Origin of the sequence: Frigidibacter sp. MR17.24 (assembly GCF_037095655.1) — a bacterium.
In the GTDB taxonomy this organism is placed as follows: Bacteria; Pseudomonadota; Alphaproteobacteria; order Rhodobacterales; family Rhodobacteraceae; genus Frigidibacter.
On the sequence record NZ_JBAWKE010000002.1, the window covers coordinates 744,523 to 759,665 of the forward strand.

The 15,143-nt window shown below is 74.6% G+C and carries 15 protein-coding genes; 9 read left to right on the forward strand and 6 right to left on the reverse strand.

The window, feature by feature from the left end:
• Window positions 1-139 precede the first annotated feature (139 nt).
• Window positions 140-616, reverse strand: a complete 477-nt coding sequence (locus V8J39_RS23565) for an STAS domain-containing protein (RefSeq protein WP_442902577.1) — start codon at window positions 614-616, stop codon at window positions 140-142.
• Between the two features lie 177 nt (window positions 617-793).
• On the opposite strand from V8J39_RS23565, the gene V8J39_RS10945 reads away from it, so the two are divergent.
• The 4 genes from V8J39_RS10945 (at window position 794) to V8J39_RS10960 (ending at window position 3,957) form a co-directional block, all read left to right on the forward strand.
• Entirely contained in the window at window positions 794-1,972 is a 1,179-nt protein-coding gene (locus V8J39_RS10945; protein WP_336460913.1) for an acetyl-CoA C-acyltransferase, read from the forward strand.
• Between the two features lie 204 nt (window positions 1,973-2,176).
• Window positions 2,177-2,629, forward strand: a complete 453-nt coding sequence (locus V8J39_RS10950; protein ID WP_336460914.1) for a GAF domain-containing protein — start codon at window positions 2,177-2,179, stop codon at window positions 2,627-2,629.
• A 15-nt stretch (window positions 2,630-2,644) separates the two neighbouring features.
• Complete coding sequence (locus V8J39_RS10955) at window positions 2,645-3,271, forward strand: LysE family translocator (protein ID WP_336460915.1); 627 nt, start codon at window positions 2,645-2,647, stop codon at window positions 3,269-3,271.
• 29 nt (window positions 3,272-3,300) lie between these two features.
• Window positions 3,301-3,957 carry a pseudouridine synthase gene (locus V8J39_RS10960; protein ID WP_336460916.1) on the forward strand — a complete coding sequence of 219 codons (657 nt, stop codon included), beginning with the start codon at window positions 3,301-3,303 and terminating at the stop codon, window positions 3,955-3,957.
• Window positions 3,958-3,961: 4 nt separating this feature from the next.
• On the opposite strand, the gene V8J39_RS10965 is transcribed toward V8J39_RS10960, so the two are convergent.
• From V8J39_RS10965 to V8J39_RS10980, 4 genes are all read right to left on the reverse strand, one after another.
• Window positions 3,962-5,596 carry an SDR family oxidoreductase gene (locus V8J39_RS10965; protein ID WP_336460917.1) on the reverse strand — a complete coding sequence of 545 codons (1,635 nt, stop codon included), beginning with the start codon at window positions 5,594-5,596 and terminating at the stop codon, window positions 3,962-3,964.
• A complete protein-coding gene (locus tag V8J39_RS10970; RefSeq protein WP_336460918.1) occupies window positions 5,593-6,039 on the reverse strand; it encodes a thiol-disulfide oxidoreductase DCC family protein in 447 nt (148 codons plus the stop codon). Before V8J39_RS10970 ends, V8J39_RS10965 begins: the two co-directional genes overlap by 4 nt.
• A gap of 98 nt (window positions 6,040-6,137) precedes the next feature.
• The gene (locus tag V8J39_RS10975) at window positions 6,138-6,893 is read right to left on the reverse strand and encodes a metallophosphoesterase family protein (RefSeq protein WP_336460919.1); all 756 of its coding nucleotides are present in this window, start codon (window positions 6,891-6,893) and stop codon (window positions 6,138-6,140) included.
• Window positions 6,890-8,329, reverse strand: coding sequence for an aldehyde dehydrogenase family protein (locus tag V8J39_RS10980; protein ID WP_336460920.1), 1,440 nt, complete (start codon window positions 8,327-8,329; stop codon window positions 6,890-6,892). The genes V8J39_RS10975 and V8J39_RS10980 overlap by 4 nt, the downstream gene beginning before the upstream one ends.
• A gap of 224 nt (window positions 8,330-8,553) precedes the next feature.
• Here V8J39_RS10980 and V8J39_RS10985 point away from each other — a divergent pair, with 224 nt between their 5' ends.
• Both V8J39_RS10985 and V8J39_RS10990 read left to right on the forward strand, forming a co-directional pair.
• Window positions 8,554-9,462: a glycosyltransferase family 92 protein gene (locus V8J39_RS10985; protein ID WP_336460921.1), complete on the forward strand. Its 909-nt coding sequence runs from the start codon at window positions 8,554-8,556 to the stop codon at window positions 9,460-9,462.
• Window positions 9,463-9,609: 147 nt separating this feature from the next.
• On the forward strand, window positions 9,610-10,266 hold the full coding sequence (locus V8J39_RS10990) for a peroxiredoxin (protein WP_336460922.1): 657 nt from the start codon (window positions 9,610-9,612) through the stop codon (window positions 10,264-10,266).
• Between the two features lie 36 nt (window positions 10,267-10,302).
• Here the strand turns inward: V8J39_RS10990 and V8J39_RS10995 are convergent, their stop codons facing one another.
• A complete protein-coding gene (locus V8J39_RS10995; protein WP_336460923.1) occupies window positions 10,303-10,773 on the reverse strand; it encodes a GNAT family N-acetyltransferase in 471 nt (156 codons plus the stop codon).
• A 167-nt stretch (window positions 10,774-10,940) separates the two neighbouring features.
• On the opposite strand from V8J39_RS10995, the gene V8J39_RS11000 reads away from it, so the two are divergent.
• The 3 genes from V8J39_RS11000 to V8J39_RS11010 all read left to right on the forward strand — a co-directional run.
• Window positions 10,941-11,522 (forward strand): ImuA family protein, encoded by a 582-nt coding sequence (locus V8J39_RS11000; protein WP_336460924.1) that lies wholly within the window; start codon window positions 10,941-10,943, stop codon window positions 11,520-11,522.
• Entirely contained in the window at window positions 11,437-12,996 is a 1,560-nt protein-coding gene (locus tag V8J39_RS11005; protein ID WP_336460925.1) for a Y-family DNA polymerase, read from the forward strand. The genes V8J39_RS11000 and V8J39_RS11005 overlap by 86 nt, the downstream gene beginning before the upstream one ends.
• Window positions 12,993-15,143: PHP domain-containing protein (locus V8J39_RS11010; RefSeq protein WP_336460926.1), on the forward strand; the 2,151-nt coding region annotated here is incomplete at its 3' end. The genes V8J39_RS11005 and V8J39_RS11010, both read left to right, overlap by 4 nt.

Genomic DNA, 15,143 nt, shown 5'->3' on the forward strand with positions numbered 1-15,143 from the left:
GCACGGTCCGGCCGATCCGCCTGCGCCCCGCGGTCCCGCGGCGCCACCCTCTGGCCCGCGGCCGCTGCCGGCGCCGTGACGGGCCCGGCCGGGCGCGGCGCATCGCCTGCCGTGACGTCCGGAGGCCGCCCGACCGGCTTCACCCCGGGGCTCCGCCGCCCTGCGCCGCCCCGCCGCCGGCCGCCGCCGGTGGCCCGGGGTCAGGCCCCGCCTCTGCGTCCTGCCCAGCGCCGGAGTCGTCCAGCCCAGCACCGGAGGTGTCCTGCGCACCGCCACCGCCGGAGGCCTCCTGTGCAGCACCGGAGACGCCAGGATGCAGCCGGAAGAACTCGACCATCCGGGTCAGCTGGAACAGCCGTTCGACCGGCGGGGTCAGCGCCGCGAGGTCCAGCGCCGCCGGGTCCAGCGCCCGCTTCACCGCGACGATCGCACCAAGCCCCGAGCTGTCGATGAAATCGACCGCGCCCAGCTCCAGCATCACCCGCTCGATCCCCGGCGCCTCGGCGATCAGCGCCCGCATCCGGTCCTTGAACTGGATCGCGACCGCCGCGTCGATGCGCGGCTCGCCGACCCGGACCACCAGCACCGGGCCCTGCCGCAAGCTCTGAAGGTTCATGCCGCCTCTCCCGCCGCCGCGGCCCCGACCGCGCCGCGGCGGGACTGACATCGCGTCACCCCGCCCCGGCACCGCCCGACCGCCGGTGCCAACGGTAGACGCAGACCATTATCAATGCGTAACCTCGATCCCGGAAGGCGGGACGGCGCCAAACGCGCGCGGCCCGGGGGAGGATCGATGGACGAGGTTGTGATCTCGGCCGCCCTGCGCACGCCGATCGGCGGATTCCAGGGCGTGTTCGCGGGGGTCGAGCCCGCGGCGCTCGGCGGCGCGGCGATCGCGGCGGCGCTGAAGGCGGCGCTGGCCGACCCGGCGCTGGTCGAGGAGCTGTACATGGGCTGCGTGCTGCCGGCCGGGCAGGGCCAGGCGCCGGCCCGGCAGGCGGGCTTTGCCGGCGGCCTCGGCGAGGGCGTGCCCGCGACCACGGTGAACAAGATGTGCGGCTCGGGGATGAAGGCGGCGATGCTGGCCTTCGACAGGCTGGCGCTCGGCGCGGCGGGGGTGATCGTCGCGGGCGGGATGGAAAGCATGACCCGCGCCCCCTACCTGCTGCCGAAGATGCGCGCGGGCGCGCGGCTCGGGCATGGCCAGGTCATCGACCACATGTTCCTCGACGGGCTCGAGGATGCCTATGACCGGGGCCGGCTGATGGGCACCTTCGCCGAGGATTGCGCGACCGCCTTCGGCTTCACCCGCGCCGCGCAGGACGCCTATGCCACCGCCTCGCTCGCCCGCGCCCGCGCCGCGCAGGAGACCGGCGCCTTCGCGGCCGAGATCGTGCCGATCACCGTCTCGGCCCGCGGCGGCGACATGCTCGTGCAGCTCGACGAGCAGCCGCTGAGCGCCCGGCCCGAGAAGATCCCGACCCTGAAGCCCGCCTTCCGCGAGGGCGGCACCGTGACCGCCGCCAACAGCTCGTCGATCTCGGACGGGGCGGCGGCGCTGGTCCTGGCCACGGCGGCCGCCGCGCAGCGCGAGGGCCTCGCGATCCGCGCCCGCATCGCCGGCCACGCCAGCCACGCCCAGGCGCCGGGCCTGTTCCCGACCGCGCCGGTGCCGGCCGCGCGCAGGCTCCTGCACTCCATCGGCTGGCGCGCCGAGGATGTCGACCTGTGGGAGGTCAACGAGGCCTTCGCCGTGGTGCCGATGGCCTTCATGGCCGAGCTGGGGCTCGACCATGACCGGGTCAACGTCCACGGCGGCGCCTGCGCGCTCGGCCACCCGATCGGCGCCTCGGGCGCGCGGATCGTGGCCACGCTGCTGAACGCGATGGAGCTGCGCGGCGCGCGGCGCGGCATCGCCGCGATCTGCATCGGCGGCGGCGAGGGCACGGCGATCGCGCTCGAACGCGCCTGACCGCCCCCCCTTTCGCATTGGCCCAAATATCCCGGGGGGCCCCGCAGGGGCGGGGGCAGCGCCCCCTCGCACGCCCCCGTACCCGCACGCCCCCATACCCGCACGCCCCCATACCCGCACGCCCCCGTATCCGCACCGCCCCCTTCCCCGCGACACGACGGGCGGGTAGAACGTCGGCCATCCCCGCAGCCCGGAGCCCGACCGATGGACTATCCCGCCCTCGCCCGCGACCTCGCCGCCCTGACCCACGGCGAGACCGACACCGTCGCGCTGATGGCGACCGTGGCCTGCGAGCTGCATGCCGCGCACCCGCTGGCGGACTGGACCGGGTTCTACCGGGTCGTCGCGCCCGAGCTGCTGAAGATCGGCCCCTACCAGGGCGGCCACGGCTGCCTGGTGATCCCGTTCTCGCGCGGGGTCTGCGGCGCCGCCGCCCGCACCGGCACGCCGCAACTCGTCCCGGATGTCGAGCTGTTCCCCGGCCACATCGCCTGCGCCTCCTCGACCCGGTCCGAGCTGGTGCTGCCGGTGTGGAACCGCGCGGGCCGGCTGCTCGGGGTGCTCGACCTCGACAGCGACACCGAGGCCGCCTTCACCGAGGCCGATGCGGCGGCGCTGACCGCGATCCTGGCCGAGACCTTCGCCGAGGCCGAGTGAGGCGCGGGTGACCCGATGCTGATCCCCTGGCCCGAGCTTGTGACCTTCCTGGCCGCCGGCATGGTGATGAACCTGACGCCGGGGCCGGACGTGATGTTCGCCACGGCGAGCGGGCTGTCGGGCGGGCCGCGCGCGGGGATCGCGGCGGGGCTCGGGGTCGGGCTGGGCGGGCTGTGGCACGTGGGTCTCGCGGCGGCGGGGCTGTCGGCGCTGGTCGCGGCCAGCCCGGGGGCGCTGCAGGCGATCCGCTGGGCGGGCGCGGCCTATCTCGCCTGGCTTGCCTGGAAGGGCTGGACCGCGGCGCCGGTCGCACCGGCGGCTCAGGGGCAGGACCCGATTCAGGGCCAGCGCGGCATGTTGCGCGCCTTCGGCAAGGGCGCGCTGACCAACGTTCTGAACCCCAAGCCCGTGCTCTTCATCCTTGCCTTCCTGCCGCAGTTCACCGATCCCGCGCGCGGGCCGGTCGCGGTGCAGATCCTCGCGCTGGGCGCGCTCTTCACCCTGACCGGAACGCTGATCACCGCGGGCTACGGCGCACTCGCCGGCCTTGCCCACCGCGCGGTCGCGCGTCGGATGGCGCGGCTTGGCAAGGTCTCGGCGGTGATCTACGCGGCGCTCGCGGCGCGGCTGGCGCTCGACTGACCGCGCGCGGCAGGCTAGAGGCTGGCCCCATGTCCGAGGATTTCATCTACGCCCCGCCCGACCTGCCGCTCGCGGTGCTGCACCGCGACGCCTCGGTGCTGGTGCTGGACAAGCCGGCGGGGCTGTTGTCGGTGCCGGGCCGGGGCGCGGATCGGGCCGACAGCCTGCAGGCGCGGGTGCTCGCGGCCTTTCCCGAGGCGCTTCTGGTGCACCGGCTCGATCTCGACACTTCGGGGGTGATCGTCTTCGCGCTGACGGCGGCGGCGCAGAAGAGCCTTGGCCAGCAGTTCGAGGCGCGGACGACGAAGAAGGTCTATGTCGCCCGGCTGTGGGGGCACCTGCAGCCGAAGACCGGAACGGTCGACCTGCCGCTGATCGTCGACTGGCCGAACCGCCCGCGCCAGCACGTGAACCACGAGACCGGCAAGCCCGCCGTCACCGACTGGCGGGTGGTGCGCCACGACGACGACGGCACGACGCGGGTGCGGCTTTACCCGAAGACCGGGCGCAGCCACCAGCTGCGCGTGCACATGCGCGAGACCGGGCACCCGATCCTCGGCGACCCGCTCTATGCCGAGGGGCCGGCCCGCGCCTTCCCCCGCCTGATGCTGCATGCCGAGACGCTGGGGTTCCGCCATCCCGACAGCGGCCGGATGGAAAGCTTCTCGGCCCCCTGCCCGTTCTGAGCCGTCACCGCCCCCGCCCGGCCTGCCGGGCCGGGTCCTCGCCCGCCGCCGGCACCAGCCAGCCGCGATAGCGCACCATCAGCCCGCCGGTCAGCGGCGCGTGCAGCGCCACGTCGAAGCGGAACCGCCCGTCCTCGGCCGTCTCCGACGCGACCGAGACCGGCAGCATCCGGCGCGGCAGCGGCACCGGCCCGAACCGGCCCGCGACGACGGGATAGTCGAGCGCGCCGTCGCGCCGCCGCAGGCCGAGCCGGAAGGTGAACGGGCCGAAGCGCTCGGTCATGCCCGCGGGCGTCGCGGCAAGGTGCGAGCGGAACCGCGCCGCGCCGAAGCGCCGCTCCCATGTCTCGCCGCGCGGCGTGACGGTCTTGGTCACCCGCACCGCGACGTCGGCGGTCGCGGGCGGAAAGCCGAAGGCCCATGCCAGCAGCCGCGCCCAGCGCCCGGGCCCCCGGGTGACCGAGGCGCGCCCCTCCCAGCGGGCCACGTCCGCGGTCAGGTGGGTCGCGCGCACCGGCCCCGGCAGCGCGTCGAAGTCGCGCCCCAGCACCTGCGCGAACAGGGGCGCGAGCGGCGCGCGCCCGGTCTCGTGGCGCACCTCCAGGTCCGCCATCGCCGCCTCGGCCTCGGCCAGCGAGATCACCGTCACCGCCGGCCCCGCGCCCACCGGCAGCCTCTCGCGCCGCAGGAGCGCCCGCACCGCGACGCCGGGCAGGAACGGCCCGTCGCCGCCCTCGGCCAGCAGCCGCCACCAGCGCCGTTCCTCGCCTGCCACGATCTCGACGACCATGCCGCCACGGCCGGTGCCGGCCCGCCCGAGCGCGGTGGCCGCCCCCCGTGCGAGACGCAGCACCGGGTGGCGCGGGCCGATCGGGCCCTGCCAGCCGGTCAGCTGCCGCAGAAGCGCGAAGGCCCGCAGGCCGCGGCGCAGCACCGCCAGTTCCAGCCCCGCGCGGAAGGTCACGCTGTCGGCACCGAAGCGGGCCGGGAACAGCCACAGGTCCGGCGCCCCGATCCGCCAGCCCTCGCGCACGAGGCCCCCCGGCAGCGCATAGCGGCGCGGGTCCGACCAGCCGCGCGCCCGCATCCAGCACCGCCCGCGCCAGACCGGGACATCGCGCCCGGCCTGGGTCAGGATCGCGGCCATGACCGAGACGCCGCGCGGGCTGCGGTTGCCGGGCAGCAGCGCCACGTCGATCATCCGCGGCCGGTCCGGGCCGGCCAGCGCCGCCACTGCCGCCCCCGACAGCGCGGGCAGCGTCGACAGGCCCGACAGCGCCGCCAGCCCCGCCGCCCGCGCCACGGGATCGAGCGTGGCGATCCCGGCGCAAAAGCCCGCGTCGTCCGACAGGTCGAGGTAATGCGCCCCCGCGCCCAGCGCCGCCCGCGCCAGCCGGTAGGGATCGGCGCCATAGTCCTGGAACGGCCCGCTGGCATCGACCACGACCTCGTGCCCCGCCAGCCCGGCAAGGTCGCCCGTGCGGTCGAGCCGCAGCGCCGCGCAGCCCAGCGCGCCCGCCACCGCCCGCGCCGCCGCGAGGTCGCGCCCCGCGACCGTCACCGCATGGCCGTCACGCACCAGCATCCGCGCCAGCCGCGACCCGAACACGCCCGCGCCGCCGACGATCAGCACCCTCACCGCAGCAGCCTCGCCCGGAAGGCCGGATCGGGCAGCGCGCAAAGGTCCGCGCGCCCGAACAGCCGGTAGCGGTGACGCGCGAGCCAGCGGTAGAGCGCGCCGCGCACCGGGCGCGGCAGCAGCCGCAGAACGGCCGCGAGCCGGCCCCAGCCGCCCAGCCGCCGGCCCGCGTGCAGCACCGCGTCGAACCCGGCATGGGCGCGGCCCTCGTCGAGGAACAGCCAGCTTGCCGGGTCGTCCGGGTCCAGCCCGTAATGGCGCAGCAGGGCCGCGCCCAGCGGCGACTGCACCGGGCAGATCCGCACCCGGCCCGTCCGGTCGAGCCGGTGGATGATCCGCGCGCCCCAGCTGCAGGCGGCGCAGCCGGCATCCATCACCGCGACCGGTGCCGCGTCGTCGAACGCGGGCACGGCGGGGTCGTCTCGATAGCTGTGGCGGTCCATGCCGCGGATCCTCGGCCCGATGGCGCCGTCGCGCAAGGGGGCGCCGGCGCCATCGGCCCAAGGACAGGCGCGGGTGGCGATCCGGCCGGGCTGGCCGCTCAGACCCGGCCCAGCGCCAGCGGCCGCACCCAGTCCTCGGCGCCGCGGGCCCGGGCGCGGGCGATCGCGGCGGCGGGGTCGTAGGGCACGAGCCGGAACTCGACCGCCCAGCCCGCGGCCCCGCGCGTCAGCACCGCGTAGCGGGCATCCGGGGTCCCGGCCTCGGAGACATGCGGCTCGGGCAGGTCGTCGGCATAGGCGGGGCTGCCGACCGCGCCGGGATTGACCACCAGCCGCCCGTCCGACAGCCGCGCCGCGCCCTGCTGGTGAGTATGGCCGCACAGGATCAGCGCCGCCCCCAGCGGTCCCGCCAGCGCCTCGACCGCCGAGAGCGGGCGCGGGATCATCCGCCCGCGCCCGGCCTCGTGCAGCCAGTAGGTCAGGTCGTCGCCGGGCGTGGCGTGGCACAGCAGGACGTCGCCCAGCGCCAGCACCGGCGGCAGCGCCGCCAGCCAGTCGCGCGACGCCTGCTGCCTCTCTCCCGTCAGTTCCTCGTGCGCCCAGGCGTCCCAGCGGCTGTGCCGGCCGCCGGGCGGGTCGATCACGCAGCGGTCGTGGTTGCCGCGCACCGTCGGGATGGCGCGCGCGCGCAGTGTCTCGACCGTGCGCGCGTTCCACAGCGGCCCGCCGGTGCTGTCGCCAAGGTTGACCACCGCCGCGATCCCCAGCCGGCCGGCATCCGCCAGCACCGCGTCCAGCGCGTCGGCATTGCCGTGGATGTCCGAGATCGCGGCGAAGCGGTCGGGCAGCGTCACTCGGCCGCCCAGCCCGAGATCGCCTTGGAATCGCAGAACTCCTCGATCCCCCAGTGCCCGCCCTCGCGCGCGCGGCCCGAGGCGCCGATGCCGCCGAAGAACGCGCCGCGTCCGCGCGACTGGCCGTTGGTCTCGACCATGCCCGCGTTCAGCGCCCGCGCCAGCCGGTTGCGCCGCGCACCGTCCTGGGTCTGGACGTAGTTCGTCAGGCCATAGACGGTGTCATTGGCGATCGACAGCGCCTCGGCCTCGGTCTCGAAGGGGATGATCGACAGCACCGGGCCAAAGATCTCCTCCTTCTCGATGGTCATGCCGGGGGTGACGTCGGCGAAGACCGTGGGGCGCACGAAGAAGCCGCGGTTCAGCCCCTCGGGCCGGCCGGGACCGCCGGCGACCAGCCGCGCCCCCTCGTCGATGCCCTTCGCGATCAGGCCCTGGATCTTCTCGTACTGCGCCTCGGACACGACGGGACCGATATGGGCCCCGTGCTCGGAGGCGGGGGCGACGCGGGTGGCCTCGGCGACCTCGCGCGCGATCTCGACCGCGCGGTCGTAGACCGGGCGCTCGACCAGCATCCGGGTCGGCGCGTTGCAGGACTGGCCCGAGTTGTAGAGGCAGTGGCGCACGCCGCGCTTGACCGCCGCGTCGTCGGCATCGGCGAAGATCAGGTTGGCGCCCTTGCCGCCCAGTTCCAGCGCGACCTTCTTCAGCGTGTCGGCCGCGGTCTTGGTGATCGCGATGCCCGCGCGGGTCGAGCCGGTGAAGCTGACCATCGCCACGTCCGGATGCCCCGACAGGGTCGTGCCGACACCGGCGCCGTCACCGTTCACCAGGTTGAAGACGCCCGGCGGCAGCCCGGCCTCGTGCACGATCTCGGCGAACAGCAGCGAGGACAGCGGCGCGACCTCGGAGGGTTTGAGCACCATGGTGCAGCCCGCGATCATCGCCGGGATCGCCTTCAGCGTGACCTGGTTCATCGGCCAGTTCCACGGCGTGATCAGCGCGACCACGCCCACCGGCTCCTGCGCGATCATCGTGCCGGGGGCCTGCGGCCCCAGCGGACGGAGCCATTCGAAATGCCGGGCCGCCTCGATGAAGTTCTCGATGTGCCAGGTGCCGGCGGCGGCCTGGTCGTCGATCGCCATGTCGATCGGCGCCCCCATCTCGAGGCTGATCGCGGCGCCCATCTCGGGCGCGCGGCGCCTGTAGACCTCGAGAAGGCGCTCGACGAAGGCCAGACGCTCGGCGGGCGGGGTCGCGCGCCAGCCGGGCAGGGCCGCCTTGGCGGCGGCGACCGCGGCCGCGGTGTCGGCGGGACCGCCAAGCGCGATCACCGCGCAGGGCTCCTCGGTCGAGGGGTCGATCACGAGGCAGTCCTGCCCCTGCTGCGCCGCGACCCACTGGCCGTCGATGTAGAAGTCGCGTTTCTCGATCATGGGGCACCTCTTCGTTCCGGGCCAGAGCCTAGGCGCCCGGGCGGCGCCCGCAAGGCCGAAGGCGACACCCCGGCGACGCAAACGGGCCTTCGCCCCTCCGCTCCCTTGCCTGCGCCCTCCCCCACGCACGTCGCCCGCCACGTCGCGCCGGTCGGTCGTGCCGGTGCACCCGCCTGCGGAACGCGCGCTTTGCCGTGCCGCTCGCCACCTGCTAGAGCGGAGCCATGTTCAGGATCTTCCGCCGCGCGCATCCCATCACCCGCCTCGGGCTGACTCCCCCCCGCCCGGCGCCCGACCGCCACGGGCTGGCGGTGGTGCTGATCGTGCGCGACGAGCAGACCCATATCGCCGAATGGGCGCGGTTCCACGCGCTGGCCGGGGTGCGCGCCTTCCATGTCTACGACAACGGCTGCACCGACGGCACCATCGCCGCGCTGCAGGCCGCGGTGCCGGGGATGGCCACGGTGATCCCCTGGGACCAGAAGCTGGCCGATGCCCGCACCGGCGCCGAGATCCACAACCAGGTGCTGGCCTATGCCCATGCGGTCAGGAATTTCGGCGCCCGCTATCGCTGGATGAGCTTCATCGACGTCGACGAATTCCTGGTGCCGGTGCGCGACGAAAGCCTGCCCGCGGCGCTGGCGGCGCTCGAGGCCCATGCCAACATCTCGCTGCCCTGGCACATGTTCGGGCGCAACGGGCACGACGCGATGCCCGGGGGCGGGGTGCTGGCGAACTACACCCGCCGCAACCCCGACCCGATGAGCGACGCGAAGGGCCTGCGCAACTTCAAGATGATCGTCGATCCCTGCCGGGTGACGGCGATGAAGGTGCATTCGATCGAGACCGATGGCAGCGCCGACACCGTCAACGACCGCGGCACCCGCACCAGCGCGCGCGGCCGCGAGGCGCAATCGTTCTATTCCGCCGATCGGATCCAGCTGAACCACTACTACACGCGATCGGATGCCGAGCTGCGCGCCAAGATCGCCCGCGGCCCGAACCTGACCACCCCCGATGCCGACCACCTGCGCCGGGTGATGCGCAAGGTCGACAACATCGAGGCCGGCGAGATCGAGGACCGCCGCGCGCTCGAGTTCCTCGCGCGCATCGGCGCGGGAACGGCGGTCTAGCGGGCGGGCCCATCGCGGCCCCCCTCGTCCGCCCGCGCGGCCATCGGCGGAATGCGGTCCCTAATCGTGCGACCCATGCGCGCGGGGGGTGAAAGCCCTGGCGGACACGGTTATGTCGAAGGGGAAGACCTGACAGGAGGATACCCGATGGGCCTGCGCATCAACGACGTCACCCCCGATTTCACCGCCGACTCGACCGAGGGCGCGATCCGCTTCCACGACTGGATCGGCGACGGCTACGCGATCCTCTTCTCGCACCCGCGCGACTTCACGCCCGTCTGCACGACCGAGTTCGGCGCCGTCGCCCGGCTCGCGCCCGAGTTCGAGAAGCGCCGCACCAAGGTGCTGGGCGTCTCGGTCGACTCGGCCGAGGACCACCGCCGGTGGAAAAAGGACATCGAGGCCTTCTCGGGCAGCCCGGCGAACTTCCCGATCATCGACGACACCTCGCTGGCGGTGTCCAAGGCCTTCGACATGCTGCCGGCCGAGTACTACACGCCGACCGAGGGCCGCACCCCCGCCCATACCGCGACCGTGCGCACCGTCTACATCATCGGGCCGGACAAGAAGGTGCGGCTGACGATGACCTACCCGATGTCGGTGGGCCGCAACTTCGCCGAGATCCTGCGCGCGCTCGACGCGGTGCAGGCGACCGACGGCGTGCCCTTCGCCACGCCCGCGAACTGGGTGCCGGGGCAGGACGTGATCGTCGCGCTTTCGGTCTCGGACGCGGATGCGCGGGCGAAGTACGGCGAGCTGGACATCAAGCTGCCCTACCTGCGCTTTGCCAAGCACCCGGGCTGACCCGCCCCCCGGCGGCGGCCCCGCGCCGCTGCCGGATCACCCCGCCAGATCCAGCGCGAACATCGGCGGGAAGGTGTCGAGCCGCCGGAACCCGCAGCCGCGGTAGAAGCCCTGCGCGGCGAGGTTGTCGGGGTCGGTGCCGACCGACAGCCGGTCACAGCCAAGCCCCAGCGCCACCGCCGCGCTCGCCGTGACCAGCGCGCGCCCCAGTCCCAGCCCCCGCTGCCCGGGCGCCACGTAGAGGTGGTGCAGCTCCATCCGTCGCAGGCCCTCCTGCAGCCGCACCCGCCGCGTCAGCGCCGCATAGCCGCAGGCCGCGCCCGCCGCCGTCCGGGTGGCGATCAGCAGCCGCACCCAGGGGTCGGCGCCGAAAGCGTCGCGCAACAGCCCCTCGGGCGTCAGTGCCGAGACATCGCCGTGATGCGCCGCCAGCGCCGCGACCATCGCGACCACCGCCGCCACATCGCCTTCCACCGCCGGGCGCACCCGGGTCTCCCAGCCTTGCATGCGTGCTCCGGATCCTGACCGGCCGAGGCTAGGCGCCCGCCCGGCGCCGGGTCAACAGCTGGCAGCCGATCTCGCCGCGCCGCGTGCCCTGCGCTATGATCGGGGCCCGAATCCATCCGGACCCCACCCCGAATCCAGCCCCCACAGCGCCCCGGCAGCCGCCCCAGATGAGCCATCCCCTGCCCTTCCCGCCCCGCCCGGGCCGCATGCACGAGGTCACCGGCCCCGGCGCCACCGCCTTTGCGGCGGCGCTGGCCGCGGCGCTGCCGGGCCCGGTGCTGTGGGTGGCCGAGGACTGGCGCCCCGGGGGGCTGAACCCGCTGGGCCTCGCGCTGTGGTTCGATCCCGGCCGGCTGCTGCTGGCGCGCACCCGCGACACGGTCGAGACGCTGGCCGTCACCGAAGAGGCGCTGCGCCACGGCGCGGTGCGGCTGGTGGTGGCAGAGCTGGCGCAGGCCACCGACCTGACCCGCGGCCGCCGCCTGCAACTGGCCGCAGCCGCCGGCACCAGCACCGCGATCTGCCTGATTCCCGAGGGCGAGGGCAGCAACGCCGCCGAAACCCGCTGGGATTGCAGGCCCTTGGCCGATGCGGGGCACGAGGACTCGACTCTGGCCGAATGGAAGCTTACCAAGAACAAATCAGGAACTCTTGGGGGCTGGCATGTCCGGTGGTCGATCTCGGCGCATCGTCTCGATCTGGTTTCCCCGGCTGGCGAGCGACCGGGTCCTGCGCCGCTGGCCCGCTGAGCCCGGCCCCTTCGCCCTGATCGCGCGCACCGGCAACACCGACCGGCTGCACTGCCTGACGGCCGGGGCCGAGGCCGCGGGCCTGGCGCGCGGCATGGCCGCCGCCGATGCCCGCGCGCTCTGCCCCGGGCTGGTCACCCGCCCCGCCGCGCCCGAGGCCGAGGCGCGGTTCCTCGCGATGCTCGCGCGCTGGGCCACGCGCTGGTGCCCCTGGGTCGGGCTCGAGGCGCCCGACGGGCTGGTGCTCGATCTCACCGGGGCGGCGCATCTGCACGGCGGCGAGGCGGCGACGCTGGACCGGCTGGGCGCAAGCCTCGCGCGCGGCGGGATCACCGCGCGCCTGGGGCTGGCCGACAGCCGCGGCGCCGCCTGGGCGCTGGCGCGCCACGGCAGCGGCGACGGCAACGGCGGCGGCAACGGCGGCGGCCGCGCGCGCCCGGGCGAGACCCGCGCCGCGCTCGCCCCGCTGCCGGTCGAGGCGCTGCGCCTTGATCCCGAGACGGCCGCGGGCCTGCGCCGCATGGGGCTCGAGACGATCGGCCACCTGCTCGAACAGCCGCGCGCACCGCTGGCACGCCGCTTCGGGCCGGGGCTGGTCACCCGGCTCGACCAGGCGCTGGGCACGCGGGGCGAGGAGATCTCGCCCCTGCCCGAGCCGCCGCGCGACGCGGTGCGGATGACGCTGCCCGAGCCGATCGGGCTGAAGGACGACCTGCGCGGGCTGACGGCACGGCTGCTCGGGCGGCTGTGCGCCACGCTCGCCGCGCGCGAGGTGGGGGCGCGCAGCCTGCGCCTGACCCTGCGCCGGGTCGACCAGAGCGACCTGCAGGTCGAGCTGCGGCTGGCCAGCCCCATGGTCGAACCGGCCCGCATCCTGCCCCTGTTCGACCGCGGGATCGAGGATCTGGACGCGGGCTTCGGCATCGACCAGTTGCGGCTGCAGGCCACGCTGGTCGAGCCGATGCCACCGCGCCAGCTGACCCAGAGCGGGCTGACCCGGCGCGGACTGACCCAGAGCGGGTCCGCTGCCCCCCCCGCGCGTTCCGCCGCGCTCGACGACCTGGTGACGCGGATCGGCAACCGCATCGGGCTGGAGAACGTCCAGCGCCTGCTGCCGGCCGACAGCCACATCCCCGAGCGCGCCTTCCTGCGCGCGCCCTTCGCCTGGTCCGAGCCCGCGACCGGCTGGTTCGCGCCGCGCATCCGCCCGCTGAGCCTGTTCCCCCCCGAGCCGGTCGAGACCCCCGGCCCCGGCCCGCACCCGCCACGCCGCTTCCGCTGGCGCCGGATGCGGCTGACCACGCTGCGCGCCACCGGGCCCGAGCGGATCGCGCCGGAATGGTGGCTCGACGATCCCGGCTGGCGGCGCGGGCTGCGCGACTACTGGCGGATCGAAACGCGCGAGGGGCGGCGGCTGTGGCTCTATTTCACGCCCCAGGACCCGGGCTGGTTCGCCCAGGGGGAATTCGCATGACCCGCTATGCCGAGCTGTCCGTCACCTCGAATTTCACCTTTCTCACCGGCGCCTCACACCCCGAGGAACTGGTGACGCGCGCGACCGAGCTGGGTCTCGAGGCGATCGCGATCACCGACCGCAACTCCGTCGCGGGGGTGGTGCGCGCCTTCTCGGCGCTGAAGGAGCTGGCCCGGATGCGGGACGAGGCAGCCCAAAGCGCGGCCCAAAGCGCGGCCCAGAACGCACCCGGGATCCGCTCGCAGCGCGTGACCGACGGCGCGAGCCGCCAAAGCCGCGCCCCCGCCCCCGCGCCCCTCGCGCCGCTGCAGACCCCGCTGCCCCGGCTGATCCCCGGCGCGCGGATCGTGCTGCGCGACAGCGCGGTGGACTGGATCGCCCTGCCCGCCGACCTTGCCGCCTGGGCGCGGCTCACCCGGCTGCTGACCCTGGGCAAGCGGCGGGCCGGGAAGGGGCAGTGTGACCTCGACCGGCGCGACCTGCTGGAGGCGGCCGAGGGGATGATGCTGATCGCGCTGCCGCCCGACCCGCTGGATGGCTGGACCGGTGCGGTCCTGGCCGACCTGAAGCAGGTGCGCGCCCGCTTCCCCGCCACCAGCTTCCTCGGCGCCGCCCCGCGCTATGACGGGCGCGACGAGGCGCGGCTCGACCGGCTGGCGGCGGTGTCGCAGACCACGGGCCTCGCGCTCGTCGCCACCGGCGACGTGCTGATGCACCGCGCCGCGCGCCGCCCCCTGGCCGATGTGCTCACCTGCCTGCGCGAGCATTGCACCATCGACCAGATCGGCCGCCGCCGGCTGCCCAACGGCGAGCGGCGGCTGAAATCCGGGGCCGAGATGGCGCGGCTGTTCCACCGCTTCCCGGCCGCGCTGCGCCGCTCGGTCGAGATCGCCGAGCGCTGCGCCTTCCGCCTCGACGACCTGCGCTATCACTACCCCGACGAGACGCGCGACGGCGAGCCGGCGCAGGACCGGCTTGACCGGCTGTGCCGCGAGGGGCTGGGCTGGCGCTATCCCGCCGGTGCGCCGCAGCACATCGCCGAGCGCGTCGCCAAGGAGCTGCGGCTGATCGGCGAGATGGGCTATGCCCCCTATTTCCTGACCGTGCACGACATCGTCGCCGCCGCGCGCGAGAAGGGCATCCTCGCGCAGGGGCGCGGCTCGGCCGCCAATTCCGTGGTCTGCTACCTGCTGGGCATCACCGAGGTGCCGCCCGAATCGATCACCCTGATCTTCGAGCGCTTCATCTCGAAGGACCGCGGCGAGCCGCCCGACATCGACGTCGATTTCGAACACGAGCGGCGCGAGGAGGTGATCCAGTGGATCTACGCCCGCTACGGGCGCGAGCGCGCGGGCCTGACCGGCACCGTGATCCACTTCCGCTCGCGCGCCGCGATCCGCGAGGTCGGCAAGGTGATGGGCCTGTCGCAAGACGTGATCGCCCGGCTCTCGGGCCAGATCTGGGGCTGGTCGGCGGCCGCCCCCGACGACACCCGCATCCGCGAGGCCGGCATCGACCCGGCCGACCGCCGCATCCGCCTGGCCGCGCGGCTGATCGCCGAGATCATCGGCTTTCCCCGCCACCTCAGCCAGCACGTGGGCGGCTTCGTCATCACCCACGGGCGGCTGGACGAGCTGTGCCCGATCGAGAACGCGGCGATGGAGGACCGCACCGTCATCGAATGGGACAAGGACGACATCGACGCGCTGGGGCTGCTGAAGGTCGACATCCTCGCGCTGGGCATGCTGACCTGCATCCGCAAGGCGTTCGACCTGATCGCCGAGCACCGCGGCCGCCGCTACGACCTGGCGAACGTGCCGCCCGAGGACCCGGCGGTCTACGACATGCTCTGCGCCGCCGACGCGGTGGGGGTGTTCCAGGTCGAAAGCCGGGCACAGCTGAACTTCCTGCCCCGGATGCGGCCGCGCACCCTCTACGACCTGGTGTGCGAGGTGGCGATCGTGCGCCCCGGCCCGATCCAGGGCGGCATGGTGCACCCGTTCATCAACCGCCGCCGCGGGCGCGAGACGGTCGAGGATCTGGGCCCCGCGATGATGGAGGTGCTGGGCCGCACCTACGGGGTGCCGCTGTTCCAGGAACAGGCGATGCAGATCGCGGTGGTCGCGGGGGGGTTCACGCCCGCCGAG